Raw genomic sequence first — 24,813 nt, 5'->3', positions numbered from 1 at the left:
GAACAGGGGTTCAATGTAAGACTGGCGTCAGGAATGGTCAATGATCCCGCGTCCCCCGAAAGAGGCAAAAGCGGCAGAAAGCCGGCTCAGAACAGCTGATCGGTCAGCGGTTCGGGGTCGGCCGCAGCGGCCGTCGACAGGGCGGCGGCCTCTTCGGCCTTGAGCAGGTTGCCCACCCGCACGCCCAGCAGCCGGAAGCGCCGCGAGAGGTCGACCCGCTTGAGGCACAGGCCGGCGTGGCGGCGGATCACCGTGGCGTCGGCGGTGTGGACCTCGATGGTCTGGTCGCGCGTGACCTTCTCGAAGTTGTCGAAGGTGATCTTGATGCCGATGGTCTTGCCCACGTAGCCCTTGCGCTGCAGGTCGCCCGCCACCTGCTCGCACAGCCTGGTGAGCACCGCGCCGGCCTCGGCTCGGTCGCGCACCGCGTGCAGGTCGCGGTCGAACGTCGTTTCCCGGCTCATGCTGACGGGTTCGCTCTCGGTCTCCACCGGCCGGTCGTCGCGCCCCCAGGCGGCCTCGTGCAGCCAGGCGCCGTAGCTCCTGCCGAAGGTCTCGACCAGCCAGGGCAGCGCGCGCGCGGCCAGCTCGCCGATGGTGTGGATGCCGTGGCTCTGCAGCCTGGCGTCGGCCTTGGGTCCGACGCCGTTGATCTTGCGGCAGGGCAGGGGCCAGACCAGCGTCTGCACGTCGTCGGGCCGCACGATGCTGATGCCGTTGGGCTTGTGGAACTCGCTGGCCATCTTGGCCAGCAGCTTGTTGGGCGCGACGCCGATCGAGCAGGTCAGGCCGGTGGCCTGCAGGATGCTTTTCTGGATCAGCCGCGCCAGCACCCGCCCGCCTTCGCGCTGGCCGCCGGGCACCTGGGTGAAGTCGATGTAGACCTCGTCCACGCCACGGTCCTGCATCACCGGCGCGATCTCCAGGATGGTGCTCTTGAACAGGCGCGAGAGCCGCTTGACCTCGTCGAAGTCCACCGGCAGCAGGATCGCCTCTGGACAGAGCTTGGCGGCCTTCATCAGGCCCATCGCCGAGCCGACGCCGAACTGCCGCGCCGCGTAGGTCGCGGTGGTCGCGACGCCGCGGCCGACGTAGTCCTTGAGGCGCGGAAAGAAGTCGACCGGAATGCGGTCCAGGGTGTCCGGCCCCCATTCGCGCTCGGGGTACACCTCCTGCAGCCGGGCGAACATCTCGGCCTCGCGCCGCCGCCCGCCGCCGATCACCATCGGCAGGCCCTTGAGCTGCGGGTAGCGCAGCAGCTCGACCGACGCGTAGAACGCGTCCATGTCCAGGTGCGCAATGCGGCGGGGCAGGGGGGCGGACTCGGTCACGGTGGTGGCGGGTGCGGCACCCGCCGGGGTCAGATCGCCTTCTGGACCAGCGCACCCTTGAACAGCCAGGGCAGGCGCGGGCCTTGCGCCTGCGGGACGCCGCCCCGGTTCTCGACGCTGATCGCCAGCTCGGTCATGCCGGTCAGCGCGGGCTCCTTGGCCGGCATCTGCAGGGTCTTGAGCTTGCTCTCGATCACGCCCAGCGACTGCGGCGGCTGGCCAGGCTTGATGGCCCACAGCTGCATGCTGTCTTCCGGGCTTTCCTTCACGTCGTTCAGGCGCTGCAGTTGCAGCACGCCCGAGGTCGGGTCCATGGTCACCAGCAGGGCCGGTGCCGCCTTGTCGTCGAGCAGCACGGCGATGTACTTCACCTGCGGCAGCTTCGCCAGTTTGGCCTGCAGGTGGGCGATCTGGGCCTTGGACTGCTCGAACAGGCTGGTGGTGGCCGCCCAGCCCAGCAGCAGGCCCAGCATCAGGAACACCGCCAGTCCGCGCCACCAGGAAGGGACGCGGCGGAAGGCGGGTTCGGGGGTGGCCGCGGTGGCTGGACTGGCCGGTGCGGCCGGGGGGATGTGGTTCATGCCCGAAGTATGCCTGCCCGGGGCTCGGGACTTGCCCTAGGATGAAACGCAGGCACGCAGTCGGTACACTGCGCCGCTTCGGAAAACCCGTCAAACGCTGGTCCATGTGGTGTTTGGTGCTATCGATCCGCTAGTAACTCACGACTGACCCACCCGACATGCAGGCCAACGAAATGGCGATCTGGTCGGCCATGGCGGGCGTCCTGCTGACCCTCGCGGTCGTGGCGACGGTCGACATGGCCTCGCGTCCCACGCTGGCGGCGGTGCGGGCCTGGGTGAGCATGCTGCTCACCGGCTGGATCTGCGTGCAGATGTCCGGCCTGCCGCCGGCGCTGTGGCCCTCCTGGCAGCTGATCGACTGGCTGCCCGTCAAGGCCACGCTCGGCCCGCTGTGCGGTGCGCTGGTCATGACCTACCTGGGCTACTGGTCCGGCCTGCGGCGCGAGGACCGGCTCGTGAAGCGGCTGATGGAGCCGGGTGCGGCGGTGCTGGTGACCGGCACCTTTGGTCTGCTGGGGCTGGTGGAGGCCGGTTTCGACGCCAGCACGGTGCTGCCGCTGACCGGGGCGCTCAACGGGCTGGCGGTGCTGATGGGCGTGCTGATCGCGGTGCGCAGCGTCACGCTGGGCGACGCGCTGGCGCGCTGGATGGTGATGGCCTGCCTCTGCCTGGCGCAGATGACCGCGGGTCTGTACGCCAAGGGCATGGACATGGACATGGGCAACGCCTACTGGGCGCTCACCGCCAGCGCGACCGTCGGCTATTTCGTCACCGTGGTGGTGCTGGTGCGCGGGCGCAACCGCGAGTACCGCCGCCTGCGCCGGCAGGCGACGGGCCAGTCGCCCACGGTGGACGCGCCGGCCCTTCCCTGCGGCGCGCAGCTGGTGCCGCGGATCGAAGACGCGCTGTGGCGCAGCATGCGCATGGAGCGGCCCTGCCTCGTCGCCGCGGTGTCGGTGTCCAACCTCTACGCCTACCGCGAGGCGGCGGTGCCCGATCCGGCGGGGGACATCCTGCTGGCCCTGGCCGCGCGCATCCGCCAGCTGGTGGGTTTTCGCAACGTGGTGGGGCTCTACCACCAGCGCTGCTTCGTGCTGGCGATCTCGGCGGTGCAGGACCCCAAGCGCGCCGGGCTGGTGGCCGACCGGTTGCTGCGCGAACTGCGCATGTCGGTGACCGTCGGCCCCGATCCGCTGGCCCTGCCGTTCCAGCCCGAGGTCGCCATCGGCGTGGTGGAGGTGCCGGCCGGCACCGGCGAGACCTCGGCGATCCGCATCATCCACCTGGCCGAGCAGCTGGCCCTGCAGGCGCTGGACGAGCCGGAGCGGGTGCTGCAGCGGTGCTGGACCGGGCAGCCGCCGACCCCGATGGCGGTCGTGCCCTGCCTGGCGGAAACCCGGCCGGCCCCGCTCTGAGCGTCGCGGCAGGCGCGGCGCGGCCGGGAAGACATTCTTCGGCTCAAGGGCTTCGGTGGAACATCCGATATGCCGGACAATCCCTGCTCGAAAAGACCGGGCCCGTCAGCGGCCCGGCGACAGGGAAGCCCACAAGAAAAGCAGCGTTTTCCCATGATCTCCTTTCAGCAGGACCCCGACAGCACGCACTGGCCGGACTCCGGCAGCGAGGTGTCCAGCCAGGACACCGGGCGCCTGATCTACGCCAGCATCAGCTCGGTCGATGTGCCCGTGCTTGACGAGATGCGCCGCATCCGCGACCACGCGGTGGTCCACAACCAGGAGTCCGGCCTGCGGGTGGCGCTGATGCACCGCTGCGGCTGGTTCGTCGAATGGATCGAGGGCCCGCCCGACGGCATACAGGACCTGCTCGCGCGCGTCTCGCTCGACCAGCGCCACCGCAGCCTCAAGATCGTCCACGAGAGCTTTGGCCGCCCGCGCCTGTTCAAGCCCTGGATCGGATCGATCGCCGAACCCACCGAGACCGCCGGCGAGTTCGCGCGCCGCGTGATGGCACTGCACGAGCGGCACCTGCGCAACAAGGGCTACGAGCCGGCCAGCGTCTGGCGCAGCCTGTGTTCGCCGCTGCCCGGTCATGTCGAGGTCGCGGCGGCGCGCGAGGGCAGCTACCAGCGGGTGATGCTGATGGCGGCCAAACACACCGGCTCCTTCGACCTGCTGCACTGGCTCTCGCGCGAGACCGACCGCCCGGTGGTGCACCGCCGCTTCGCCGGCGCGGCCCAGGACGCGCTGGACGTCGAGAGCGACTACATCGACCTGCCCGACCAGGCCAGACAGGGCCGCCGCCTGATCGCCAACGCCCGCAAGGGGCTGGCCATGGGCATGACCCACGCCTTCCTGCCCGACTACTCGGCCGTGGTGCTGATGCTGGACGCGGTGGCCGAGCGCAACGAACAGTTGCTCGAACGCATCCTCAAGGCCTGCCAGCAGGTGCACCACCAGCCCGCCATCGTCGGTCTGGGCGCCGACGGCTGGTTCAGCGACAGCCTGCGGTCCGCCGCCGAAGCGCGCGGCATGCGCTGGCACGAGGCCCGCACCGGCGCCCAGCCGCCCGACAAGGCCGAGCAGTGGTGGGCGCTGCGCCAGGTGCTGGACAGTCTCTAGCCCCCACGCTCCGCCGCTGCGCGGGTCGCTGCCCCCCAAGGGGGCTGATCCGGCTTGGGGCGGCCCGGCGCCGGATCGCCTGCCCCCACGCGCCGGCTCAGGCCGTCGGGAAGGTGCCCGGCAGCAGGATGTTGCGGTCGACGTTGCCGATCTGGGTGTGGCCGCAGAAGGCCATGGTCACGTCCAGTTCCTTGTGCAGGATCTGCAGCGCCTTGAGCACGCCTTCTTCGCCCATCGCGCCCAGGCCGTAGACCATCGCGCGGCCGATCATGGTGCCGCGCGCGCCCAGCGCCCAGGCCTTGAGCACGTCCTGCCCGCTGCGGATGCCGCCGTCCATCCACACCTCGATCTGGTCGCCCACCGCCGCGACGATCGCCGGCAGCGCCTCGATGCTGCTGGGCGCGCCGTCGAGCTGGCGGCCGCCGTGGTTGCTGACCACGATGGCGTCTGCGCCGCTCTGCACGGCCAGCTTCGCGTCCTCCACGTCCATGATGCCTTTGAGGATCAGCTTGCCGCCCCACTGCGCCTTGACCCAGGCCACGTCGGCCCAGGACAGCGTCGGGTCGAACTGCTCGTTGGTCCAGGAGGCCAGCGACTTCATGTCCGTCACCGCCTTCACGTGGCCGACCAGGTTGCCGAAGCTGTGGCGCTTCGTGCCCGCCATGCCCAGGCACCAGCGCGGCTTGGTCATGAGGTTGATGATGTTGGCGATGGTCGGCTTGGGGGGCGCGGTCAGGCCGTTCTTCAAATCCTTGTGGCGCTGGCCGATCACCTGCAGGTCCAGCGTCAGCACCAGCGCGCTGCACTTGGCGGCGCGGGCGCGTTCGATCATGCGGGCCATGGCTTCGCGGTCGCGCATCATGTAGAGTTGGAACCAGAACGGCGCGCTGGTGTGCTGCGCGATGTCCTCGATCGAGCAGATGCTCATGGTCGAGAGCGTGAAGGGGATGCCGAACTTCTCGGCCGCCTTGGCCGCCTTGATCTCGCCGTCGGCGCTCTGCATGCCGGTCAGGCCCACGGGCGCGATGCACACCGGCATCTTCACGTCCTGCCCGACCATCTTCGTGGCGGTGCTGCGGTTTTCCATGTTCACCGCCACGCGCTGGCGCAGCTTGATCTTCTGGAAGTCGTCGCTGTTGGCGCGGTAGGTGCTCTCGGTCCACGAGCCGGAATCGGCGTAGTCGTAGAACATGCGCGGCACGCGCTTTTCGGCCAGCACGCGCAGGTCTTCGATGTTGGTGATCACGGGCATGGGACGGTCTCCGGGTCTGAGGAATCAGGCGATGGTAGCCAGCCGCCCGGGGAATGGCTTGTGAAAGCGCGACAGACCGGTTTGAAATTTCTTGGTGCCCGGCATCCCGGAGCCCGAGCGCTCAGTCCGGCGCCGGCGCCGGCGCCAGGGCCGCGGGCAACACGGCCGTGATGGTGGTGCCCTGGCCGGGCGTGCTGTCGACCAGCAGGTGGCCGCCGTGGGCGTCGATGCGCACCCGCATACCCATCAGGCCGTGGCGGCTGTGCGGCACCGCTTGCGGGGCGAAGCCCTGTCCGTCGTCGCTCACCCGCAGGCGCACGTTGTCGGCGCTCTGGTCCAGCCGCACCTGCACCTGCGAGCAGCGGGCGTACTTGCCGGCGTTGGTCAGTGACTCCTGGGCGATGCGGTAGAGCGTCAGTTCGGCGTCGGGCGCGACCGAGACCGGCTGCAGGTCGGTCAGCACCGGCTTGCCCAGCGCGGCGGCCATGTCGTGGCACAGGATCTCCAGCGCCCGCACCAGCCCCAGCTGGTCCAGCGCCGAGGGGCGCAGGCTTTCGATGATGCGCCGCTTCAGGGCGATGCCTTCGTTGAGCCGGGCCTCGATGGCCGCCATGCGCTCGGCGACCACGCCGGGCAGCCCGGGCAGGCGCCGCAGCCGCGCGAAATCCAGCTTCATGGCGGTCAGCAGGCCGCCCAGCTCGTCGTGCAGTTCGCGCGCGATGATGGCGCGCTCGTCCTCGCGCGCGTGCACCAGGTGGGTGGCCATCTCGGTCAGTTCGGCGGTCCGTTCCTTCACGCGGGCGGCCAGCCGCGTCTGCTCGTCGGCCAGGTGCAGGTCGCTCTCGCGCAGCTGCCGGCGGAACAGGAACAGGCCCAGCATCGCGACCAGCGCCAGCAGGTGCACCGCGGTCCGGCTCATGGTCATGGCGTTGTAGAGCGAGAAGCGGGCCTCGTTCTGGCTGTCGGCCGCGGCGCGCAGCACGGCGGCCAGCTCATCTTTGAGTGCGTTGCCGCGTCCGTTGCTCTGGCTGCTGATCGCGGCGTCGCGGGCGCCGTCCGCGTCGCCCTGGCCGACCAGCTCGATCCAGTGGTCGGTCTCGCGGATGCGCTCGTCGATGTGCGTGTTGACCGCGGTCAGCGAGATGGCGGGGTTGAAGCGCTCGACCATGGTGACCGCCTGCTGCCGGCTTTCCGTCAGCAGGCGCACCCGTTCGCGGTAGCTGACCACCTCGTCGGGGGAGCCGGACAGCAGGTAGGACTTGGCGTGGCTTTCGGCGTCGGTGACCAGCTGCAGCATGGCGGCGGCGTGCAGGCGCGCGTCGGTCAGCGCGATGCCGTCGCGCAGCGTGTCGCGCGAGTGCTGGTAGGTCAGCTCGTTGATCGCCATGGCCGCGATGCCGGCGGCCAGCACCACGGGCATCAGGTAGCGCCCGCGCGCCACCGCTTCAATGGATCGCCGCATGCAGGGCCCTCTCAGTCGCCGGACAGGCTGTCACAGTACGCGAGCAGTTCGTCGATCTCGCCGGACTTGTCGAATACCCGGGTCGCGCCCAGTTCCATGCACCGGCGGCGCATCTCGGTCGTGGCGTAGTTGGTCAGCACCACCCGCTGTGCGGTCAGGGCATGGTCCTGCGCGAACTTGAGCACGCCCAGCCCGTTGCCGGCGTGCAGGAACAGGTCGACGATCACCAGGTCCAGCTGGCCCGAGAGCTTGCCGATGTCGCGCACGGCGTCGCGCTCGTTGCCGGCATGGGCAACCACCGTCACATCGGTCAGCTCTTCGAGCGTGGCGACCAGGTTGCTCAGGATGACGGGGTTGTCCTCAACGATGAAGGCTCTGAGTGGTTTCATGTCTGGCGGGTGGCCGGGAGGCGGGGCACCCCGTACGGATCGGAAGATAGTCCAAAACCGCCGGCCGCCGTGTAGGACGTGTCCGACGCACGGTGCGCCGTCGGCGGCCTGCGGGTTCGGACTCAGGGGCGGACGATGATGTCGTTGACCACGCGGTTCACGCCGTTGACGTCGCGCGCGATCGTCGCCGCCGCCTCGCGCTCCTGGTCGGACTTGGCGAAGCCGGCCAGCTGGACCACGCCCTTGAGCGTCTCGACCTGGATCGACAGCGCGCTGACCTTGGGGTCGTTGGCGAAGCGGGACTTGACCTGGGTGGTGATGGTGGTGTCGTCGATGTACGAGCCGACGCTCTGCTGGTCGCGGACCACGGCACAGCCGGTGAACAGGGCGCTGCCGGCCACGAGGGCGCTGGCGATGGTGATGGATCGGATCATGGGGGACTCCTCGAAAGGTGGAAGAGCTTTCACTGTAGGGAGCCGGGCGGTGCGGCGGTGTCGGCGCAGGCGGCTTGTGCGTGTAGGAGATGTCCGATGGTGGCCGCCAGTGGCCCGGGCTACAGTGGGCCGGTGCGCCCGCCGGGCGCCACCCACAGAGCACAGAGAGAGGGCCGACCATGATCCGTGTAGGCATCGTTGACGATCACGCCGTGGTCCGCGCCGGGCTGCGGCAGTTCCTGGCCGACCACGTGGACCTGCGCGTCAGCGGCGAGGCCGCCGACGGTGCGCAGGCGATGGAACTGGTGCGCCAGGGCGAGACCGATGTGCTGCTGATGGACCTCTCCATGCCCGACCAGAGCGGCGTCGACGCGATGCAGGCGATCAAGAAGCGTTACCCCGACCTGGCGGTGCTGATCCTCAGCGGCTTTCCCGAGGCGCACTACGCCGCCAACCTGCTGCGCCTGGGCGCCAGCGGTTACCTCAACAAGGAGTGCGAGCCCGAAGAGATCGTGCGCGCCATCCGGCAGGTGTCGCTGGGGCGCAAGTACATCAGCCAGGGTGTGGCGGCCCTGCTGGCCGAAGGCGTGGCCGGCGGGCTGGAGCGGCCGCCGCACGAGCTGCTGTCCGAGCGCGAGTTCCAGGTGTTCCTGCGGCTGGCCAAGGGCGAGACCGTGGGCGCGATGGCCGAGGCCATGTTCCTGAGCGTCAAGACGGTGAGCACCTACCGCACCCGCGTGCTGGAAAAACTCAAGCTGACCAGCAACAGCGACCTGACCTACTACGCGCTGACCAACGGCCTGATCCAGTAGGCCTTCAGGGCGCACCGTCCGGCGTGGGAGGCGGAGCCGGGGTGGGCGAGGGGGTGGATGATGCCGCCGTGTCCGGGCGGTTGTGCCGCTCCATCCAGGCGACCAGCGCACTGGCCAGCGCCACCTGCACCGAGGCCGAGCCCAGCGTGGCCCAGAGCGAGCCCACCAGCTGTTGCCGCAATGGCGCGGTGTGACGGCGCGTGCCGCGCAGCAGCCAGGGGCCGGCACCGACCAGCAGCGCGCCAGTCACGGCACCCGCCGCCAGCGCCGCCCAGGGATGGCGCCGCACCAGCGGCCGGGCCTGCCGCAGCACGGTGCCGGCCACCAGCTCGACCGGGCCGTGCCAGGTCTGCCGTTGCCACCAGCGCAGGGCCAGACGCCGCAGCGCGTCCCACGGGGCGTCCGCGCCCAGCGCGCTGGTCCAGTCGCTGGCCGGTGGGGCCGTCGATGCCGACGCGTTGGACGCCCGGGGCGCCTGGGCGTGTGCGGGATAGAAGGTGTGGATCAGCCGGGCGCGCGACGTCTCGATGCGCTGCCGTGCCGCGGCCAGCCGGGCGGTGTTCATTCCCGCTCCAGCAGGCGCAGTGTCGCCAGATCGATCGCCGCCTGTTCGCGCAGCGCGGCAAAGGGGGGCGGCAGGGTCGTGCGCCGCAGCCGCCAGGCCAGCCAGGCGCCCGGCACCAGCGGCAGCGCCGGAATCGCCCACAGCAGCCAGGGGTAGGGCATCGCCGACAGCGGCGTCGTGGCCACCATCAGGCCGGCTGCGCCCGCCAGCCCCAGCGCCACGATCAGCAGCAGCAGCGCGCCCGCGGCCATCAGGGCGCGCCGCTGCAGGCGCCCGCTCCAGTCCTGCGCCTCGACCGAGGCGAGCTCGGCATAGGCGCTGGCGTGCTCCAGGGCCAGCCCCGGATGCCGGGCCAGGTCAAGCAGCACGGGGTGGATCATGGCGCGGTGTCGTCAGCGCAGGATCGGTGCGGCAGATCAGCGCGGGGTCGAGCGCGAGCGCACGGCCCAGCCCACCAGCAGCGTGGCGGCGGCACCGGCCGCGGCGGCGAACAGCAGGGCCTTGCCCGGCTCGTCGCGCACGTAGTCGGTGGTGCGGCTGCAGGCGGCGCTGGCGCTGCGGCTCACCGCCTGGCTGCCGCTGCGCGCCTTGTCGATGCCGGCGCGGGCGAGGTCTTCGACCCTGGCCGCGGCCTGCGTCAGCGCGCCCGGCACGGCGTCGATCAGGCGCTCGGCCTGGTCGGCACCCGCGTCGACCATGTCCTGGGTGGCGTCCAGCATTTTCTTGGTGGTGGCTGTCATGGGAATCTCCTTGAGGAAAGGCAGTCGTTGGGAAGGGAAACCGGTGGTGCGTCCGTGTCGGGGTGCGCGTCAGCGACGCAGCAGCCCCACCAGGAAGGACACCGCGGCCATGATCAGGAACACCACGAACAGGATCTTGGCGATGCCGGCGGCGCTGGCGGCGAGGCCACCAAAACCGAGCACGGCCGCGATCAGGGCGACCACGAAAAACACGAGGGCGTAGTGCAGCATCGTTCTCTCCTGTGAGTGGTCGGCGAACATGGCCAACCGGGGACTGAAGGCATCGCAGACCGTTGCGGGATGCGATGGGTTCAGTGTAGGAACGGTGCGGCTCAGCGGCTGTCGGTCGGGCGCTCCACCGCGCGTAGGACGGCGCCGACAACGCTGGCCCGTTCGCCATCGGTCAGCGGCTCCAGCCAGCCGAACTGCTGCTCCAGCACCGCCAGCGTCGCCTCCGACGCGTCGGTGCCCGCGGCCTGCCGTGCGCCGATGCGCCGCCGCAGTTCGTCGGGCGGGGCCTCGCAGGCCAGGATGTGGAACGGGCAGCCCTCGGCCTGCGCCAGCTCGGCAAAAGCCTGGCGCTCGGCCTCGCGCAGAAAGGCCGCGTCCACGATCACCGACCAGCCGTCGTGCAGCAGCATGCGGGCGCGCTTGCGCAGCGAGGCGTAGGTCTCTTCGTGCGCCTGCGGGCGGTAGAGGCCTTCGTTCAGGCCCGAGCCGCTGGCCGCCAGCGGGCTCACGCCATGCAGCCGTTTGCGCTCCACGTCCGAACGCAGGCGGATCGCGCGGCCGCTGGCCTCGGCCTGCAGCCACTGGCCCGAGGCCCAGGTCTTGCCGCTGCCCGAGAGACCGTGCGTGATGACCAGTTGCGGCTGCGGCGGGTGTGCGATCCGGTCGGCCAGCGCGAGGTAACGCCGCGCTTCATCCAGGCTTTGATCCGCCTCCGGGGTGCCGGCCTGCTGTCCCGCACGGATGGCCGCCACCTTGGCCCGCACGCCAGCCCGGTAGCTGGCGAAGAAGCTCCAGACGCTGGGCGCCGACACGTCGCCGCTGGCGTCCAGCCACTCGCTGAACAAGCCGTTCGCCAGCCCCGGCCGGTCGTGGTCGAGCAGGTCCATCCAGGCAAACGCCATGTCGCTCGCGACGTCGATCCAGCGCAGCTCGTCGTTGAACTCGATGGCGTCGAACGGCAGCACCTCGTCTTCGATCAGCACGAGGTTGGCCAGGTGCAGGTCGCCGTGCCCCTCGCGCACACGGCCCTTCTGGCGCCGCCGCGAGAGCAGCGGCTCGATCGCGATGAAACGCTGCTCGGTCCAGTCGCTCAGCGCGCGCACCCGCGCCGCGTCGTCGGGCGCCTGCAGCAGCGAACGCAGCGTGGTGAAGTTGTCGCGCGGCCAGCGCATCGCCGCCGCCGCGTGGCCCCAGGGTTTGGCCTTGTCGGCCGCCGCAGCCCGCGCCTGGAACGCCGCCATGCGCCGCGCCAGCCCGCCGATGTGGTCCGCCGTCAGCGCGCCGCGCGCGCAGAGGTGGTCCAGCCGCGCGGCTTCGTCGAAGCGCCGCATCTGCACCGCGAACTCGATCGCCGGCTGGACAGCCCCATCGGTGCCGGCCTCGCCCCAGCGCGGGTCGTCCGGCGTGCCGACGATGGGCAACACGCCGAGATAGAGCTGGGTGGCCGGCTTGTCGTGCGACTGGAAGCGCCGGTTGACCCGGATCTCGGTCTCGCAGGCGTGGCGCCGCGCGCCCAGCGTGCCGAAGTCCATGAACGGAAAGCGCACCGGCTTCTTGATCTTGTAGGCGAACTCCCCCGCCAGCAGCACCCAGCCGCCGTGCGTCTGCATCAGCGCCACCCGCTCGACGGCGTGCGGGTACCGCGCCGGGTCCAGCAGGGCGGTGATCAGCGGGGGCAGGGTGTCGCTCATGCGAACCACTGTAAGGCCGTACACCTTCTGCCAGCCTGACGCGACAGCTTGCCCGTGCGCCGGCGCCGACAATGCGCCCACCCGCACCCCTTCCTTTAGAGGCCGCCCCATGAACCTCGCCCACCTGCTGCAGCGCAAGGCCCTCGAACACCCGGACCGCCCCGCGATCTTCAGCGGCACCCAGGTCGTCGCCACCCACGCCCAGTGGGCCGACCGCTCCGCGCGAGTGGGCGCTCACCTGAGAAAATCCGGTTTGCAGCCGGGCGAGCGCGTCGTGCTGTTCATGCGCAACCACCCGCGTTACCTGGAGCTGCTGTTCGGCGCCTGGTGGGCCGGGCTGGTGGCGGTGCCGGTGAACGCCAAGCTGCACCTCAAGGAAGTGCAGTGGATCGTGGAGAACGCGGGCGCGCGGCGGGCTTTCGTGACCTCGGACATCGTCCCCGACCCGGCCGAACTCACCGGGCTGGACGGCGTGACCGACGCCGACAGCGCCGAGTGCGACGCCTGGCTCCACGAAGGCGAAGGCCTCTTACATATAGAAGAACGAGCCCCCGGCGACACCGCCTGGCTGTTCTACACCAGCGGCACCACCGGCCGGCCCAAGGGCGTGATGATCACGCACCGCAACCTGCTCACCATGGGCCTGGGCTACTTCAACGATGTCGATCACGTCGATCCGGGCGACGCCATCGCCTACGCCGCGCCCATGTCGCACGGCGCCGGCCTCTACGCGATTCCGCACCTCATGGCCGGCGCGCGACACGTGGTGCCCGCCTCGGGCGGTTTCGACGCCGCCGAACTGTTCGAGCTGGGTCGCGCCCTCGGCCCGCTCTCGCTGTTCGCCGCCCCGACCATCGTCAAACGCATCGTCGACGAGGCCGAGGCGCAGGGCCTCACGCCCGAACAGTGCGGCCAGAGCGTCAAGACCATCGTCTACGGCGGCGCGCCCATGTACGCCGCCGACATCCGCCGCGCGCTGCGCACCATGGGCCCGCGCTTCGTGCAGATCTACGGCCAGGGCGAAAGCCCCATGACCGGCACCGCCCTCAGCCGCGCCCACCTGGCCGACACCGCGCACCCGCGGCACGAAGCGCGCATCGCCTCCGTCGGCGTGGCGCAGACGCGCGTGCGCATCCGCGTCGCGGGGCCGGACGGTCAGCCGCTGCCCGTGGGAGAGGTGGGTGAAGTGCTGATCCAGGGCGACAGCGTCATGAGCGGCTACTGGCAGAACCCCGAGGCCACCCAGGCGGCCATCCGCGACGGCTGGCTCTGGACCGGCGACATGGGCGCACTCGACGCCGACGGCTTCCTCACCCTCAAGGACCGCAGCAAGGACCTGATCATCAGCGGCGGCAGCAACATCTACCCGCGCGAGGTGGAAGAGGTGCTGCTGCACGCACCCGGCGTGGCCGAAGTCGCCGTGGTCGGCGCGCCCGACCCCGAATGGGGCGAAATCGTGGTGGCCTTCGTGGTGCCGCAGCCGGGCGCGGCGCTCGATTCAACGGTGCTCGACGCCTTCTGCCTGGACCAGATCGCCCGCTTCAAGCGGCCCAAGCGGTACGAGTTCGTCGAGGCGCTGCCGAAGAACAACTATGGGAAGGTGTTGAAGACGGTGTTGCGGGAGCTGCTCTGGCAACCGTAGAGGCGCCGGCCTATTGGAGCGTCTATTTAGTTGAGTTGCGAACTGTCCATTCTTGCGCGGCGCGCTCAATCATTAGGTTGTTAGGCGCTTGCGCCCCAGTGAAGCGATAGCCGCCCTACTCTCGCCTACTGTTGAATTTTGGTGGTCCGCATCGATGGCCCATCCTTGCAGCTTGCTCAAGCTTTTGGAAGCTGTGCCAAGGTTGATTTGAGCTAGGTCAGAAGCTAGTTGCACCTTAGGAGGGGCATCCATTGTTTTGAATTGAATTTTGCGGTTTGGCCCGCAATGACCGGGCTTAAGGTGCTATCTGTTCTCTGAAGTAAGCGCTTTTGTTTGTCGAGTTATTGCGATTCTTTGGATGCTCGTTGCTAGACGAAAGATGAAGTATGTTCTCGGTTGATCGTATGCTTTTGTTTCGATGTGGCCCATTGAGAATGAGTAAAAAGATATGTCAATTTGATTTTTGTTGGTCTTGAAGTGAATGTGTGTGTCTTCCGACTCAATGGTTTCTATACTAAGTGGTAGATAAAGAAGTATTCTTGATCCCTTGGAGTATCCCTTTAGCTCAGTAAATTGGCCGTATCTTGTTGCTCGTGGGCTGGCTATATAACGCCATCCATTTTTTTTCCAAGCTGCCTCCTCTTGTGCGCAGGTTGATGGCCCTGGAATTTCTTCTTCATAAAAAATAGTGCAGGGATGTTTACTCCAAGGTGGTCCAAGTTCATCAAAAAATACTCGACCGTCATAAGGAGACTTGTAAAAAAAGACGTTAGCGCCACAAACTGGACAAGAAGCGTTAGGGTTTAATAGATAGTGTCGTCCTTCTGATGGCGATGCGTTAATTGTTTTATTTGGTTTTTTGTTGGTTGTTCGGTTTTGAAATGCAACAAATTTCTGTTGTGGTAGCCAGCTTGACAGGGAAGGATTGTTTGTTCGATCTACAGTGTGTGGTCGAACCCAGGTCTTTTCGCCACTGGGGGCTGTGCGGAAGTGACCGCGTCTTGGGAAGGAGCTCACTTTTAGCGCCTTTTTGATGAGAGTCTTTGTTGATTCAGAATGTGTGTTCTGGATCAGTGTTGAAGTAGAAATCAGGCCCCTATGTCAGCGGATTGCAATGTGTTTCTTGGGTTGCTGCTGAATAGATTTCTGACGCCATAAACCGACTAAACGGATCCTCCCGGTAATCCGCAAACGGCCCACATTCCACAAACCCGAACCGCCGGTACATCGCGATCGCTGGTTCAAACGCTGGTGTGCTGCCGGTTTCCAGGCTGACGCGCGCGTAGCCGCGCTCGCGGGCGAGCCTGAGCAGTTCGGTGAGGATGGCTTGCGCGGCGCCCTGGCGCAGGTGGCGCGCGCTGGTGCGCATGGACTTGAGTTCGCCGTGGCCGCCTTCGGTGGCGGTGGTGGGCGTCAGTTCCTTGAGGGCGCCCATGGCGACCAGTTCGCCTTCGGCGCCGGCAGGGGTGTCGGGTGAGGCGCCCGCCGGCAGGCGCCAGGCGGTGAGGAAGGTGATCTCGGGTCGGCGCAGGCCGTCGAGGTCGAGCGCGAACACACATTCGGGCGGCGACTCGGCGCGCATGCCGGCGAGGTGTTCTTCGAGCAGGCTGATCACCTGCGGGTGCGTGAGTGCGCGGTCGATGCGGATGTCAACCGCTCCCTGTGAATTATTGGCCGTCATGTTCTATTCCCTCTTGACTCGTTTCGTCCCGGCAGAGCGACTTCGATGATCAGCCTCCTTCGTCGGCAAAGCCTGGATAGGTGACTTTCGTTCCCTCAATGACCACCACGTCCTGATGGACCAACTGCTCGACGACGTCTTCTGGGGCGACGGTCGTTTGTCCTTGAAGTATTGACTTGATGGTGCTGGCGAGCTTGGTTTTTCTCTTTGGACGGTCAGTGCCACGTCGTTTTAAGTTGTCCACGACCAAGTCTGTCGCTTGCTTCAACTCAGGAGAGAGGGTGGTTGCAATGCGGCTGGCTTCTTTAGATGCTTCTGAGCTGTTCTCCTTGCCAGCTGGACATCTCGGGACGCCGTCATAGTTCAGGACCACGCGGAATTTATCTTTGATGGACAGGTTGCCAAGGACCGCGTTGAATGCCTTGCAACAAACAACGCAGTTTGTGTCGTCCTTCAGCCCATCGTTGGACAAAGCGTTAAGGTGCTCAACACTTTCTTCGCCGGGAGGAATCGACCCCTTGCAGAAAAAGCATCTGTCGCCTTGTTGATGCAGAAGTCGCTCTAGTTGCTTCATAAGTTGTGCATTCTGGACATTCGTCAGCTCGCATGTGCCCGAAGCTGGACCCCCAGCGCCTTCGCCACCTTGAGCACGGTCGCAAAGCTTGGGTTCCCGTTCTCGTTCAGTGCCTTATACAGGCTCTCGCGGCTCAGACCGCTATCGCGGGCGACCTGGGTCATCCTTTGGCGAGGGCGATATCGCCCTTCGCTCGGGCGATTCCTGCTGCGTCGTCGGGTACATCGGTGCGCCAGGCGGTGAGGAAGGTGATCTCGGGCCGGCGCAGGCCGTCGAGGTCGAGCGCGAACACACATTCGGGCGGCGACTCGGCGCGCATGCCGGCGAGGTGTTCTTCGAGCAGGGCGATCACCTGCGGGTGCGTGAGTGCGCGGTCGATGCGGATGTCGAACCGGCGCGGCGGTGCCTCTGGATGCATGTCGCTCCCTCCCCGGGCGGCGTGTTTTCTGGCCGGAATGGCTCTGCGGCCATTGTGTTCGGTTTGTTACCAGGGAGGCAAGCCGGGCGGCTCAAGCGAACCGGGCGCTCGCCGATAAAGGCTGAACACCTTCAAAGGATTCGCCATGGACATCGAAATCTCCCCCGCTCTGCTCGTCGACCGCGTGGTCCAGTCCCGCCAGGGCTCGGTCGCCGAGGCGGCCCAGGTGCATGTGCTGAAGAAAGCGATGGACCTGCAGGAGTCGGCCTCGGCCACGCTGCTGAACTCGGTGGCGGGCAGCCTGCCGCTGGCCAGCGGCGGCTCGGTAGGGACGAAGGTCAACGCGATGGTGTGACGTCGAGTTCGAACCGGTAGGCGAAAGCGAACTTCAACGTGGCGCCCGCGCCGTTGCGCGTGATGGGGCTGAACTTCCATTGGGCGACCGCTTCGCGCGCAGCCGCCGAGAGCTCGTCGTTCGGATTTTCGACCACGGTCACGTTGCTCACGGAGCCGTCCGCCAGGACGTCGAACTGCAGCGCCACCTTGCCTTCAATCCTCTGCCGCAACGCCTTGATCGGGTATCCCGGCAACGCCGCGTTGAGCAGCTGAAGCGGTTTGTCCAGCGGCGGCTTGATCTGGTGTTCCAGCGTCTCGCGGATCAGTTCGCGCTGTGCATCCTGGCTGCTCAGGAACTCCGGGTTGTTCCCCACGCGGTAAGTGGTTCCGCCAAGGGGCTGGGCACAAGCACCCAGAAGAGTCAGGGTCACCAGTGCGGCGGTGAAGCGGGCTTGGGTGAATGGCATGGCAGGACCTGGCGATCTTTTGGTTCTGGCGTGCCCGTTGGCATCGCCTTTCAGAACAAGTCTTGCGGCTTGTCGTTGTAGCGGAACGTGTGGATCACCCATCCGCTCTTCCCTTGATAGCAGAAGAAGACCCAAGGCATGGCTTGGTTGTCGTACTTCTGAAGGTAGGTCAGTCGGACCATGGACTTGCCGACCCATTTCTCTTCGATGAACTCCTGACCAATAGGGTTGCCATATCGGGTGGCCACCGTGGGGAGGTAAGCGGCAGACTGCGCGAGCATCGAGTCGAACTCGGCCTTGGGGATGATCGTCAGATGACGGAAGCTCTTGAGGGCAGCGTCGATGTCGCCTTTGCCAGCGAGTTCCATGGCGGCATCCGTGACCTTTCGAATCTCCGGAAAGGTCGCCAGACCCTGAGCGAATGATGTCGCGCTGCAGATGGTCAGCGTTGCAGCGATCAGGATGCGTGAGAGTCGTCGTTTCATGTGGTGTTGTCCCTGTGTGAGTCGTCAAAACGCCCGGAGTCCCGTTTTAGCATGCGCGCCGCCAGCACACTGGCAAGCAGCACCAGTACGCTGCTGACCAGCGCCGTGAACTGCAGCGCATCGGTGAAGGCGGCCTGCGCGGCGCTCACCAGCGCCCGGGCCGCGTCGGGCGACAAGTGGTTGGCGGCTTCGAGGGCGCCGCCGAGCGTGCTTTGTGCCTGCGCCGGCACCTCGGCCAGCCCCGCGCCGCCCAGCTGGTGGCGGTAGATGAGCGTGCCCGCGCTGCCGAACAGCGCGATGCCCAGCGCGCCGCTGAACTCCGAGGCGGTCTCGGCGATGGACGAGGCCGCGCCCGCGCGCTCGGGCGGTGCCGCGGTGATGATCTGTTCGGTGCCGATCGCAAACACCGGCGCCATGCCCAGGCTGACCACGACCATGCCGGCCACCAGCACCCACAGCGCCCACGGACCGTCGGCCCCCACCATCAGCAGCATGCCCACGGCGGCCGCGGCCAGGCCCCAGACCATCACCGGGCCGGGGCCGTAGCGCGCGGCCATGCGCGGCGCCAGCACCATCGAGCCGAACACGAAGCCGCCCGCCCAGGGCACGGTGGCCCAGCCGGCCTGCAGCGGCGTGAGCATCAGCACCATCTGCAGGTACTGCGCGATGAAGATGTAGACACCGAACATGGCCAGGCACGACAGCGCATAGGCCACGATGGCGGTGCGAAAGGTCGGGATGGCGAACAGCCGCAGCTCCAGCAGCGGGTAGTCGATCACCCGCTGGCGCCGCACGAACACCCAGCCCACCGCCACGCCCGCGGCCAGCAGCGCCAGCCGCGCCGCGCTGGGGCCGGCCTCGGCCATGGCCTTGATGGCGTAGATGGTGCCGAGCACGGCGGCCAGCGAGAGCAGCACGCTGGCCGCGTCGATGCGGCCAGCGTCCTCGTCGCGGTACTCGGGCAGCAGTCGCGGCCCCAGCACCAGCAGCAGCACCATCACCGGCACCGCGGGCAGGAACACCGAGCCCCACCAGAAATGCTCCAGCAGCCAGCCGCCCACCAGCGGGCCGATGGCGCTGCCGACCGAGAACGCGGTGATCCACACGCCGATGGCGAACTGGCGCTGCGTTTCGTCGTGGAACATGTTGCGGATCAGCGAGAGCGTGGACGGCGCCAGCGTCGCGCCGGCAATGCCCAGCAGCGCGCGCAGCACGATCAGCTCGGCCGGCGTGCGCGCAAACGCGGCCAGCACCGAGGCAGCCGCGAAGAAGGTCGCGCCGATCAGCAGCAGGCGGCGGCGCCCGATGCGGTCGCCCAGCGTGCCCATGGTGATCAGAAAGCCGGAGACCAGAAAGCCATAGATGTCGATGATCCACAGCAGCTGCGAGGCGCTGGGCGCGAGTGCGCGGCTGAGCGCCGGCACCGCGAGGTTGAGCACCGTCAGGTCCATGGCATAGACCAGACAGGGCAGGGCGATCACGGCCAAGCCCCACCATTCGCGGGGGGTGGCTTTGGAGTGGGTGGTCATTCGATGTTCAAAAGGCTGCCGACCGACTGCTCCAGCAGCTCGACCAGCTCGGGGTCCATGTACTTGTACTCGTCGGGGATGTCGAGCACGTGAACGGGCTTGTCTGCCAGAAGGGCACCGAAGTCCGCGACCAGCCGGGACTTGTGTTTCTGCTCCATCACGATCACCACGTCGGCCCAGTCGATGTCGGCGTCCGCGACGGTGTGGCGCGCGCTGGGGCTGGTGCCACCCGAGCGCACGTTCAGGCGCGGGTGCCGGCGCCAGAGTTGCTCGGCCGTGGGGCTGCGCCACTGGTTGCGGCTGCAGACGAAGAGGACGTTCAGGCGCGGGGCGGACATCGCGAGATCGTACTTTCGATGCGCATGTCGGCGGCTCATGCGAACCTAGTTTGCGCATAAGCATCTGAGAAGTGGTTGGTTCTCCTGCGGCGGGGCGCTGTCCAGAATGGCTGGGCGGTCCCGGAAAGGGGCCGGCGCGTGCCTTCTTCATCCATCCACTCCACACAGGTCTCACATCATGTCCATCCTGCAATCCCCTGCTCTCGCGCCCCGCGTGCTGTCGGTGCTGCGCATCGTGTCCGCCTACCTGCTCCTGCAGCATGGCTCGGCCAAGCTGTTTGGCGTTCCCCACGTGGATCTCTTCAACGGGTTGCCGCTGTTTTCGCTGATCGGTGTGGCCGGCATCCTGGAGGTGGTTGGCGGCGCGCTGTTGCTGCTGGGCCTGTTCACGCGGCCGGTGGCTTTCGTGCTGTCCGGCCAGCTGGCCTTTGCCTATTTCCTCGGCCACGCACCGAGCGGCAATGTGCTGGTGCCGTTCCTGAACCAGGGCGAGGCCGCGGTGCTGTTCTCCTTCGTCTTTCTCTACCTGGCGGCGGCGGGTGGTGGTTCGTGGAGCCTGGACGCCTGGCGCGCCGGCCGCACGCCGTCGGGGGCGGGGACTGCCGGCGCCTGACGTCTTTCTTGAGGTAGGCTGCTCCCCATGAAATCCGCCTACCTTTTCCTCGCCGCGGCCATCGTGGCCGAGGTGATCGCGACCAGCATGCTCAAGGCCTCCGACGGCTTCACCCGCATGTGGCCCAGCGTGGCCACCGTGATCGGGTACGGGGTGTCGTTCTACTGTCTGGCGCAGACGCTGGGCAGCATGCCCACGGGCGTGGTCTACGCGATCTGGTCGGGCGTCGGGATCGTGCTGATCTCGCTGATCGGCTGGGTGGTGTTCAAGCAGTCGCTGGACGGCCCCGCGCTGGCCGGCATGGGGCTGATCATCGCGGGCGTGCTGGTGATCAACCTGTTCTCGCGCTCGGTCGCGCACTGATTTCCGGGCAATTCCGCACAGCCGTGCGCGCGGCGATTGTTTACACTTTGTTGCAGATGCGACGGGTGGGCCGGACGCACGGAGCCTCCCCATGAAGTCACTGGTCGTCATCGTCAACATCGTCGCGTCGCTGGCCCTGCTGCCGGCGCTGTACATGGCGCTGATGTCTCCCATGATGTTCGACTCCGGGGCGACCACCCGCACCTGGACGCTGTTCGGGACGGTGCTGGCGATCCCGGCTTCGATCGTCGTGACGCAGATCGCTTCCTGGGTGCTGTTCTACAAGGGTCTGTACCTGTGGGCGCTGGGCGTGGCCTGTGTGCCGCTGCTGTTCGTGGCCCTGCTGGTGGTGCTGTTCATGATGTCCAGCAGCCTGACCTGACGCATCGACATTTCATTTTCTCAACAGGCATACACAACATGGACAAGCGGTACGGCGGCTACAAGATCGGCAAGGTTCCTGAGGACGCCAAGCGCAGGGAACGCAACCACAGCAAGGCGCTGCCGCAGCGGGTGGATCTGCGCAAGTTCCTGACCTCGATCGAGAGCCAGGTGGGCAACAGCTGCGTGGCCAACGCGATGGCCGGCGCCTACGAGTACCTGGCCAAGCGGGAACTGGGCGATTCGGAAGACGTCAGCCGCCTCTACATCTACTACAACGCGCGCTACCTGGACGAGAGCCAGGACGAAGACGGTGGCTCCTACATGCACACCGCGATCAAGGGGCTGATGGAGTACGGTGCCTGCTCCGAGCAGATGTGGCCCAACGACGAGGACATGATCAACGACGAGCCGCACGAGGACGCCTACACGCAGGGCGGCGAGTTCTGCATCGTCGAGGCCGAGGCGGTGGACACCGACCTGCAGCTCTGGAAAGAAACGCTGGCGGCGGGTTTCCCGATCGCGTTCGCACTCAACACCTTCAAGAACTTCGACGACGCCAGCCGCAACAAGGGCCGGGTGCCGATGCCCAAGGACAACGCCGAGACCCGCAAGACGCACGGCTGGCACGCCATGTTGTGCGTGGGTTACTCGGACATCGACCGCGTGTTCATCGTGCGCAACTCCTGGGGCGAGGAGTGGGGCGACAAGGGCTACTGCTACATCCCGTACGACTACGTGATGCACGACAGCCACAACGCGCACGACAGCTGGGTGATCAAGTCGGTGCAGAACCTGGACTACAGCGAGGGTGTCGAGGTCGAAGGCGACGACTCGTATTTCTACGACGACGAGTACCTGCAGCTCTCTGACTACTACGTCTACACCGAAGACTCCGACGGGTTCCTGGAGCGGCTCGAAGCGCTGCTCGACGAGTGGGTCGAGTCGGAGGACGACTACTTCTTCGACTGGGAGGTCGACGAAGACAAGGACGGCAGCTTCATCCAATTCGGCGAGTTCTACCTGCTGGTCGAGGACCAGGCGGCGTTCCTGGAAGCACTCGACGCCTTGTCAGAGGAGTTCGCTGGCGAGGACGGCTACGACTACACCGTCGACGAGGGCGAGGAAGAGGGCGACGACGAAGAAGACGAAGAAGACGAAGAGGAAGAGGAAGAGGAAGAGGAAGAGGAAGAGGAAGAGGAAGAGGAAGAGGAAGAGGAAGAGCCGGGCCGCAAGAAAAAGAAGTGAGGGCGCCGGGCGCCCTCAGGCGGCGCTCACCAGCTCACTTCGCGGTCGGGCGTGGCGCTGATCTTGTGGATCGTCAGGTCGGCGCCTTCGTACTCTTCTTCCTGGTCGAGACGGATGCCCAGCGTGGCCTTGAGCACGCCGTAGACCACCGCGCCGCCCAGCAGCGCCCAGGTCACGCCCATGGCGGTGCCGATCAGCTGCGCGCCGAAGCTCACGCCGCCCAGGCCGCCGAGCGCCTTCTGGCCGAAGAGGCCGGCCGCAATGCCGCCCCAGGTGCCGCACAGACCGTGCAGCGGCCAGACGCCGAGCACGTCGTCGATCTTCCAGCGGTTCTGCGTCAGCGTGAACATCGAGACAAACAGCAGGCCGGCGACCACGCCGACGACCAGGGCGCCCAGCGGGTGCATCAGGTCCGAGCCGGCGCAGACGGCCACCAGGCCGGCCAGCGGGCCGTTGTGCACGAAGCCGGGGTCGTTCTTGCCGGCGATCAGCGCGGCCAGCGTGCCGCCGACCATCGCCATCAGCGAGTTGACCGCGACCAGACCGGAGATCTTGTCCAGCGTCTGTGCGCTCATCACGTTGAAGCCGAACCAGCCGACACACAGGATCCAGGCACCCAGCGCCAGGAAGGGGATGTTCGACGGCGGGTGGGCCGAAACGCCGCCGTCCTTGCGGTAGCGGTTGGCGCGGGCGCCCAGGAAGACCACCGCGGGCAGGGCGATCCAGCCGCCGACCGCGTGCACGACCACCGAGCCGGCGAAGTCGTGGAAGCTGGCGCCGGTCGTGGCCTCGATCCAGGCCTGCACGCCGAAGTGGCCGTTCCAGGCGATGCCTTCAAAAAACGGGTACACAACGCCGACGATGACGGCCGTTGCGATCAGTTGCGGCCAGAACTTGGCGCGTTCGGCGATGCCGCCGGAAATGATGGCCGGGATGGCGGCGGCGAAGGTCAGCAGGAAGAAGAACTTGACCAGCTCGTAGCCGTTCTTCTGGGCGAGTTGTTCGGCGCCGATGAAGAAATGCGTGCCGTAGGCAACACCATAGCCGACGATGAAGTACGCAATGGTCGAGACCGAGAAGTCGACCAGGATCTTGACCAGGGCGTTGACCTGGTTCTTCTTGCGGACCGTGCCGAGTTCAAGAAAGGCAAATCCGGCGTGCATCGCCAGGACCATGATGCCGCCCAACAGGATGAACAGGGCATCTGCGCCCTGTTTCAGTGCGTCCATGTGAAATCTCCGTGCAGAAAACTTGTTTTGGTGCGTGATTGGCGCCAAAACAGGGTCTGCATGGCGAATCGCACCACGATCTAGCAAAAACTACGCCAAATAAGCCAGGATGGTGCAGTGCATCCTGTCTTGGTGCGGTCAGTCTGGCCCGATGAGTGAGCGCACCATGCGCTGCGGGTCGCGCATGAAGGTCTGCATGACCTGGAAATGTTCGGTGTCTTCGTAGTCGACCCGCTGCACTCCCTCGCCATCGAAGCGGTAGATCCAGGCGTCGGGATAGGCCATCAGGATGGGCGAGTGGGTGGCAATGATGAACTGCGAACCGTCGCGCACCAGGTCGTGCAGGCGGGCGAGCGCGGCAAGCTGGCGCTGGGGCGAGAGGGCGGCTTCGGGTTCGTCCAGCAGGTACAGGCCCTGGCCGCCGAAGCGCTTCATCATCAGCGCCATGAACGACTCGCCGTGCGACTGCTCGTGCAGGGAGACGCCGCCGTAGCTGTTGATCACCGGTGGTGCGGGCGCCGGGTCGGCGTCCATCTGTTCGATGTTGGTGGTCACGTTGAAGAAGCTCTCGGCACGCAGGAAGAATCCGTCGCGCGGGCGCTTGTAGCCTTTGGCGATGCGCAGGTGGGCATGCAGCTCGGAGTGCGAGGGGCGGGTATCGAAGTGGAAGTTGCGCGAGCCGCCTTCGGGGTTGAAGCCCAGCGCGACCGCGATGGCTTCCAGCAGCGTCGATTTGCCGGAGCCGTTTTCACCGACAAAGAAGGTGACCTTCGGGTGCGGCTCCAGCACGTCGAGGTGACGCACGGCCTGCAGGTTGAACGGGTAGCGATCGAAGTGCTCGACCGTGTCGCGCCGCAGGGAGATGCGCTGGACGAAATGGCTGGCGAGCATGGCCGGCGGTTCAGGCAGCGGCGCGATCGGGCGCGCCGATGGCCCGCAGCACCGACGGAGCGATCAGCTTGTGCATGGGCTTGACCGGCAGCATGTACAGCCGCCCGAGCCGGTTCTTGGTATGCACGACCGTGGTGACGGTCACGCGCACCGGCTGGCCTTCCCTGCGCGCGCAATGCACCGAGAGCACCACGTCCAGGTGTTTGTCGCGGTCGCCCAGCAGGACTTCGTCGGGCGTGTTCTCGAACAACGTGAAGATGCCGACGCGGTCGCCGGGCCGGTAGTCGGCGGGTGCTTTGGCCGGGTCGATTTCCGAGAGCTCGCCCAGGTTCTTGAGGCCGACCAGCTGCACCGCGCGGTTGCGCAGGGTCATGCAGGTGTCGACCCAGCGCGGGGTGGCACGGACCGATTTGAGGAACTGGCCAAGCGCGCTGAGCGAGGGGTCGGCCGCGTCGATGCTCCAGGCGTCGTGAAAGTCGGCGCCCGCGATGCGGCTGGCGATGCGGCTGCCGTCGGGCGGCAGCGTGGCGGTGGGTGTGTTCATGGGGTGG

30 protein-coding genes and 1 pseudogene are annotated in these 24,813 nt (G+C 67.0%); 9 read left to right on the top strand and 22 right to left on the bottom strand.

What is annotated here, in order from left to right; translation table 11 throughout:
• Window positions 1–86 precede the first annotated feature (86 nt).
• Together ACS5NL_RS18120 and ACS5NL_RS18115 are read right to left on the bottom strand one after the other, a co-directional pair.
• On the bottom strand, window positions 87–1,286 hold the full coding sequence (locus ACS5NL_RS18120; RefSeq protein WP_439355359.1) for a Y-family DNA polymerase: 1,200 nt from the start codon (window positions 1,284–1,286) through the stop codon (window positions 87–89).
• A 74-nt stretch (window positions 1,287–1,360) separates the two neighbouring features.
• Window positions 1,361–1,912, bottom strand: coding sequence for an anti-sigma factor domain-containing protein (locus ACS5NL_RS18115; protein WP_439355321.1), 552 nt, complete (start codon window positions 1,910–1,912; stop codon window positions 1,361–1,363).
• A gap of 158 nt (window positions 1,913–2,070) precedes the next feature.
• Between ACS5NL_RS18115 and ACS5NL_RS18110 the strand changes: the two genes are divergently transcribed.
• Entirely contained in the window at window positions 2,071–3,327 is a 1,257-nt protein-coding gene (locus ACS5NL_RS18110) for a hypothetical protein (protein ID WP_439355319.1), read from the top strand.
• A 153-nt stretch (window positions 3,328–3,480) separates the two neighbouring features.
• On the top strand, window positions 3,481–4,491 hold the full coding sequence (locus tag ACS5NL_RS18105; protein WP_439355318.1) for a BLUF domain-containing protein: 1,011 nt from the start codon (window positions 3,481–3,483) through the stop codon (window positions 4,489–4,491).
• A 97-nt stretch (window positions 4,492–4,588) separates the two neighbouring features.
• Here the strand turns inward: ACS5NL_RS18105 and ACS5NL_RS18100 are convergent, their stop codons facing one another.
• The 4 genes from ACS5NL_RS18100 to ACS5NL_RS18085 all read right to left on the bottom strand — a co-directional run bounded on the left by ACS5NL_RS18100 (window position 4,589) and on the right by ACS5NL_RS18085 (window position 8,028).
• Window positions 4,589–5,743: an alpha-hydroxy acid oxidase gene (locus ACS5NL_RS18100; protein WP_439355316.1), complete on the bottom strand. Its 1,155-nt coding sequence runs from the start codon at window positions 5,741–5,743 to the stop codon at window positions 4,589–4,591.
• A 121-nt stretch (window positions 5,744–5,864) separates the two neighbouring features.
• Window positions 5,865–7,205 (bottom strand): sensor histidine kinase, encoded by a 1,341-nt coding sequence (locus ACS5NL_RS18095; protein WP_439355314.1) that lies wholly within the window; start codon window positions 7,203–7,205, stop codon window positions 5,865–5,867.
• 11 nt (window positions 7,206–7,216) lie between these two features.
• Window positions 7,217–7,594, bottom strand: a complete 378-nt coding sequence (locus tag ACS5NL_RS18090; RefSeq protein ID WP_439355312.1) for a response regulator transcription factor — start codon at window positions 7,592–7,594, stop codon at window positions 7,217–7,219.
• A gap of 122 nt (window positions 7,595–7,716) precedes the next feature.
• Window positions 7,717–8,028, bottom strand: a complete 312-nt coding sequence (locus ACS5NL_RS18085) for a BON domain-containing protein (RefSeq protein ID WP_439355310.1) — start codon at window positions 8,026–8,028, stop codon at window positions 7,717–7,719.
• Between the two features lie 179 nt (window positions 8,029–8,207).
• On the opposite strand from ACS5NL_RS18085, the gene ACS5NL_RS18080 reads away from it, so the two are divergent.
• Window positions 8,208–8,840: a response regulator gene (locus ACS5NL_RS18080; RefSeq protein WP_439355308.1), complete on the top strand. Its 633-nt coding sequence runs from the start codon at window positions 8,208–8,210 to the stop codon at window positions 8,838–8,840.
• A gap of 4 nt (window positions 8,841–8,844) precedes the next feature.
• On the opposite strand, the gene ACS5NL_RS18075 is transcribed toward ACS5NL_RS18080, so the two are convergent.
• The 5 genes from ACS5NL_RS18075 to ACS5NL_RS18055 form a co-directional block, all read right to left on the bottom strand.
• Complete coding sequence (locus ACS5NL_RS18075) at window positions 8,845–9,405, bottom strand: hypothetical protein (RefSeq protein WP_439355306.1); 561 nt, start codon at window positions 9,403–9,405, stop codon at window positions 8,845–8,847.
• Window positions 9,402–9,785 carry a hypothetical protein gene (locus ACS5NL_RS18070; RefSeq protein WP_439355304.1) on the bottom strand — a complete coding sequence of 128 codons (384 nt, stop codon included), beginning with the start codon at window positions 9,783–9,785 and terminating at the stop codon, window positions 9,402–9,404. Before ACS5NL_RS18070 ends, ACS5NL_RS18075 begins: the two co-directional genes overlap by 4 nt.
• Window positions 9,786–9,821: 36 nt before the next feature.
• A complete protein-coding gene (locus tag ACS5NL_RS18065; protein ID WP_439355302.1) occupies window positions 9,822–10,145 on the bottom strand; it encodes a hypothetical protein in 324 nt (107 codons plus the stop codon).
• A gap of 69 nt (window positions 10,146–10,214) precedes the next feature.
• Complete coding sequence (locus ACS5NL_RS18060; protein ID WP_439355300.1) at window positions 10,215–10,376, bottom strand: DUF1328 domain-containing protein; 162 nt, start codon at window positions 10,374–10,376, stop codon at window positions 10,215–10,217.
• Window positions 10,377–10,477: 101 nt separating this feature from the next.
• Window positions 10,478–12,067, bottom strand: a complete 1,590-nt coding sequence (locus ACS5NL_RS18055) for a bifunctional aminoglycoside phosphotransferase/ATP-binding protein (RefSeq protein WP_439355298.1) — start codon at window positions 12,065–12,067, stop codon at window positions 10,478–10,480.
• 109 nt (window positions 12,068–12,176) lie between these two features.
• Here ACS5NL_RS18055 and ACS5NL_RS18050 point away from each other — a divergent pair, with 109 nt between their 5' ends.
• Window positions 12,177–13,709 (top strand): class I adenylate-forming enzyme family protein, encoded by a 1,533-nt coding sequence (locus ACS5NL_RS18050; protein WP_439355296.1) that lies wholly within the window; start codon window positions 12,177–12,179, stop codon window positions 13,707–13,709.
• 303 nt (window positions 13,710–14,012) lie between these two features.
• Here ACS5NL_RS18050 and ACS5NL_RS18045 read toward each other — a convergent pair whose 3' ends face one another.
• The 4 genes and pseudogenes from ACS5NL_RS18045 to ACS5NL_RS18030 all read right to left on the bottom strand — a co-directional run bounded on the left by ACS5NL_RS18045 (window position 14,013) and on the right by ACS5NL_RS18030 (window position 16,283).
• A complete protein-coding gene (locus ACS5NL_RS18045) occupies window positions 14,013–14,726 on the bottom strand; it encodes a hypothetical protein (protein ID WP_439355294.1) in 714 nt (237 codons plus the stop codon).
• Window positions 14,727–14,805: 79 nt separating this feature from the next.
• On the bottom strand, window positions 14,806–15,390 hold the full coding sequence (locus tag ACS5NL_RS18040) for a GNAT family N-acetyltransferase (RefSeq protein ID WP_439355293.1): 585 nt from the start codon (window positions 15,388–15,390) through the stop codon (window positions 14,806–14,808).
• 49 nt (window positions 15,391–15,439) lie between these two features.
• A complete protein-coding gene (locus ACS5NL_RS18035; protein ID WP_439355291.1) occupies window positions 15,440–15,964 on the bottom strand; it encodes an HNH endonuclease in 525 nt (174 codons plus the stop codon).
• A gap of 23 nt (window positions 15,965–15,987) precedes the next feature.
• Window positions 15,988–16,283, bottom strand: a pseudogene (locus tag ACS5NL_RS18030) (addiction module antidote protein).
• 244 nt (window positions 16,284–16,527) lie between these two features.
• Between ACS5NL_RS18030 and ACS5NL_RS18025 the strand changes: the two are divergent.
• Window positions 16,528–16,737: a putative motility protein gene (locus ACS5NL_RS18025; protein ID WP_439355289.1), complete on the top strand. Its 210-nt coding sequence runs from the start codon at window positions 16,528–16,530 to the stop codon at window positions 16,735–16,737.
• Here the strand turns inward: ACS5NL_RS18025 and ACS5NL_RS18020 are convergent.
• From ACS5NL_RS18020 to ACS5NL_RS18005, 4 genes are read right to left on the bottom strand one after another with little or no spacing between them, the layout of a single operon-like run.
• Window positions 16,721–17,185 (bottom strand): energy transducer TonB, encoded by a 465-nt coding sequence (locus ACS5NL_RS18020; protein WP_439355287.1) that lies wholly within the window; start codon window positions 17,183–17,185, stop codon window positions 16,721–16,723. The two genes, ACS5NL_RS18025 and ACS5NL_RS18020, sit on opposite strands and share 17 nt — an antisense overlap.
• Window positions 17,186–17,235: 50 nt before the next feature.
• On the bottom strand, window positions 17,236–17,670 hold the full coding sequence (locus tag ACS5NL_RS18015) for a hypothetical protein (protein ID WP_439355286.1): 435 nt from the start codon (window positions 17,668–17,670) through the stop codon (window positions 17,236–17,238).
• Window positions 17,667–19,199 carry an MFS transporter gene (locus ACS5NL_RS18010; RefSeq protein WP_439355285.1) on the bottom strand — a complete coding sequence of 511 codons (1,533 nt, stop codon included), beginning with the start codon at window positions 19,197–19,199 and terminating at the stop codon, window positions 17,667–17,669. Before ACS5NL_RS18010 ends, ACS5NL_RS18015 begins: the two co-directional genes overlap by 4 nt.
• The gene (locus ACS5NL_RS18005) at window positions 19,196–19,537 is read right to left on the bottom strand and encodes a low molecular weight protein tyrosine phosphatase family protein (RefSeq protein WP_439355282.1); all 342 of its coding nucleotides are present in this window, start codon (window positions 19,535–19,537) and stop codon (window positions 19,196–19,198) included. Before ACS5NL_RS18005 ends, ACS5NL_RS18010 begins: the two co-directional genes overlap by 4 nt.
• A 178-nt stretch (window positions 19,538–19,715) precedes the next feature.
• Between ACS5NL_RS18005 and ACS5NL_RS18000 the strand changes: the two genes are divergently transcribed.
• From ACS5NL_RS18000 to ACS5NL_RS17985, 4 genes are all read left to right on the top strand, one after another.
• Window positions 19,716–20,150, top strand: a complete 435-nt coding sequence (locus ACS5NL_RS18000) for a DoxX family protein (protein WP_439355280.1) — start codon at window positions 19,716–19,718, stop codon at window positions 20,148–20,150.
• Window positions 20,151–20,177: 27 nt separating this feature from the next.
• Window positions 20,178–20,513: an SMR family transporter gene (locus ACS5NL_RS17995; RefSeq protein WP_439355278.1), complete on the top strand. Its 336-nt coding sequence runs from the start codon at window positions 20,178–20,180 to the stop codon at window positions 20,511–20,513.
• Between the two features lie 91 nt (window positions 20,514–20,604).
• Entirely contained in the window at window positions 20,605–20,895 is a 291-nt protein-coding gene (locus tag ACS5NL_RS17990; RefSeq protein ID WP_439355276.1) for a hypothetical protein, read from the top strand.
• A gap of 38 nt (window positions 20,896–20,933) precedes the next feature.
• Window positions 20,934–22,142 (top strand): C1 family peptidase, encoded by a 1,209-nt coding sequence (locus tag ACS5NL_RS17985; protein ID WP_439355274.1) that lies wholly within the window; start codon window positions 20,934–20,936, stop codon window positions 22,140–22,142.
• Window positions 22,143–22,168: 26 nt separating this feature from the next.
• Here the strand turns inward: ACS5NL_RS17985 and ACS5NL_RS17980 are convergent, their stop codons facing one another.
• The 3 genes from ACS5NL_RS17980 to ACS5NL_RS17970 all read right to left on the bottom strand — a co-directional run bounded on the left by ACS5NL_RS17980 (window position 22,169) and on the right by ACS5NL_RS17970 (window position 24,806).
• The gene (locus tag ACS5NL_RS17980; RefSeq protein ID WP_439355272.1) at window positions 22,169–23,371 is read right to left on the bottom strand and encodes an ammonium transporter; all 1,203 of its coding nucleotides are present in this window, start codon (window positions 23,369–23,371) and stop codon (window positions 22,169–22,171) included.
• A 138-nt stretch (window positions 23,372–23,509) separates the two neighbouring features.
• Window positions 23,510–24,262 carry an AAA family ATPase gene (locus ACS5NL_RS17975; protein ID WP_439355270.1) on the bottom strand — a complete coding sequence of 251 codons (753 nt, stop codon included), beginning with the start codon at window positions 24,260–24,262 and terminating at the stop codon, window positions 23,510–23,512.
• Between the two features lie 10 nt (window positions 24,263–24,272).
• Window positions 24,273–24,806 (bottom strand): DUF2867 domain-containing protein, encoded by a 534-nt coding sequence (locus ACS5NL_RS17970; RefSeq protein ID WP_439355268.1) that lies wholly within the window; start codon window positions 24,804–24,806, stop codon window positions 24,273–24,275.
• Window positions 24,807–24,813: the final 7 nt, after the last annotated feature.

It is taken from the genome of Hydrogenophaga sedimenti, from assembly GCF_051857515.1.
Lineage (GTDB): Bacteria > Pseudomonadota > Gammaproteobacteria > Burkholderiales > Burkholderiaceae_C > Hydrogenophaga.
The sequence above is the reverse complement of the archived record's forward strand: the minus strand, read 5'-3'. Positions and strand labels throughout refer to the sequence as shown.

Coding starts and splice junctions, on each gene's coding strand:
- ACS5NL_RS18035 (WP_439355291.1), bottom strand. CDS start 15,964: ATGAAGCAACTAGAGCGACTTCTGCATCAACAAGGCGACAGATGCTTT.
- ACS5NL_RS18020 (WP_439355287.1), bottom strand. CDS start 17,185: ATGCCATTCACCCAAGCCCGCTTCACCGCCGCACTGGTGACCCTGACT.
- ACS5NL_RS17975 (WP_439355270.1), bottom strand. CDS start 24,262: ATGCTCGCCAGCCATTTCGTCCAGCGCATCTCCCTGCGGCGCGACACG.
- ACS5NL_RS18075 (WP_439355306.1), bottom strand. CDS start 9,405: ATGAACACCGCCCGGCTGGCCGCGGCACGGCAGCGCATCGAGACGTCG.
- ACS5NL_RS18015 (WP_439355286.1), bottom strand. CDS start 17,670: ATGAAACGACGACTCTCACGCATCCTGATCGCTGCAACGCTGACCATC.
- ACS5NL_RS18010 (WP_439355285.1), bottom strand. CDS start 19,199: ATGACCACCCACTCCAAAGCCACCCCCCGCGAATGGTGGGGCTTGGCC.
- ACS5NL_RS18120 (WP_439355359.1), bottom strand. CDS start 1,286: ATGGACGCGTTCTACGCGTCGGTCGAGCTGCTGCGCTACCCGCAGCTC.
- ACS5NL_RS18110 (WP_439355319.1), top strand. CDS start 2,071: ATGCAGGCCAACGAAATGGCGATCTGGTCGGCCATGGCGGGCGTCCTG.
- ACS5NL_RS18060 (WP_439355300.1), bottom strand. CDS start 10,376: ATGCTGCACTACGCCCTCGTGTTTTTCGTGGTCGCCCTGATCGCGGCC.
- ACS5NL_RS18080 (WP_439355308.1), top strand. CDS start 8,208: ATGATCCGTGTAGGCATCGTTGACGATCACGCCGTGGTCCGCGCCGGG.
- ACS5NL_RS18025 (WP_439355289.1), top strand. CDS start 16,528: ATGGACATCGAAATCTCCCCCGCTCTGCTCGTCGACCGCGTGGTCCAG.
- ACS5NL_RS17995 (WP_439355278.1), top strand. CDS start 20,178: ATGAAATCCGCCTACCTTTTCCTCGCCGCGGCCATCGTGGCCGAGGTG.
- ACS5NL_RS18085 (WP_439355310.1), bottom strand. CDS start 8,028: ATGATCCGATCCATCACCATCGCCAGCGCCCTCGTGGCCGGCAGCGCC.
- ACS5NL_RS18055 (WP_439355298.1), bottom strand. CDS start 12,067: ATGAGCGACACCCTGCCCCCGCTGATCACCGCCCTGCTGGACCCGGCG.
- ACS5NL_RS18070 (WP_439355304.1), bottom strand. CDS start 9,785: ATGATCCACCCCGTGCTGCTTGACCTGGCCCGGCATCCGGGGCTGGCC.
- ACS5NL_RS17985 (WP_439355274.1), top strand. CDS start 20,934: ATGGACAAGCGGTACGGCGGCTACAAGATCGGCAAGGTTCCTGAGGAC.
- ACS5NL_RS18040 (WP_439355293.1), bottom strand. CDS start 15,390: ATGACGGCCAATAATTCACAGGGAGCGGTTGACATCCGCATCGACCGC.
- ACS5NL_RS17980 (WP_439355272.1), bottom strand. CDS start 23,371: ATGGACGCACTGAAACAGGGCGCAGATGCCCTGTTCATCCTGTTGGGC.
- ACS5NL_RS18115 (WP_439355321.1), bottom strand. CDS start 1,912: ATGAACCACATCCCCCCGGCCGCACCGGCCAGTCCAGCCACCGCGGCC.
- ACS5NL_RS18065 (WP_439355302.1), bottom strand. CDS start 10,145: ATGACAGCCACCACCAAGAAAATGCTGGACGCCACCCAGGACATGGTC.
- ACS5NL_RS18095 (WP_439355314.1), bottom strand. CDS start 7,205: ATGCGGCGATCCATTGAAGCGGTGGCGCGCGGGCGCTACCTGATGCCC.
- ACS5NL_RS18005 (WP_439355282.1), bottom strand. CDS start 19,537: ATGTCCGCCCCGCGCCTGAACGTCCTCTTCGTCTGCAGCCGCAACCAG.
- ACS5NL_RS18000 (WP_439355280.1), top strand. CDS start 19,716: ATGTCCATCCTGCAATCCCCTGCTCTCGCGCCCCGCGTGCTGTCGGTG.
- ACS5NL_RS17990 (WP_439355276.1), top strand. CDS start 20,605: ATGAAGTCACTGGTCGTCATCGTCAACATCGTCGCGTCGCTGGCCCTG.
- ACS5NL_RS18050 (WP_439355296.1), top strand. CDS start 12,177: ATGAACCTCGCCCACCTGCTGCAGCGCAAGGCCCTCGAACACCCGGAC.
- ACS5NL_RS18105 (WP_439355318.1), top strand. CDS start 3,481: ATGATCTCCTTTCAGCAGGACCCCGACAGCACGCACTGGCCGGACTCC.
- ACS5NL_RS18090 (WP_439355312.1), bottom strand. CDS start 7,594: ATGAAACCACTCAGAGCCTTCATCGTTGAGGACAACCCCGTCATCCTG.
- ACS5NL_RS17970 (WP_439355268.1), bottom strand. CDS start 24,806: ATGAACACACCCACCGCCACGCTGCCGCCCGACGGCAGCCGCATCGCC.
- ACS5NL_RS18100 (WP_439355316.1), bottom strand. CDS start 5,743: ATGCCCGTGATCACCAACATCGAAGACCTGCGCGTGCTGGCCGAAAAG.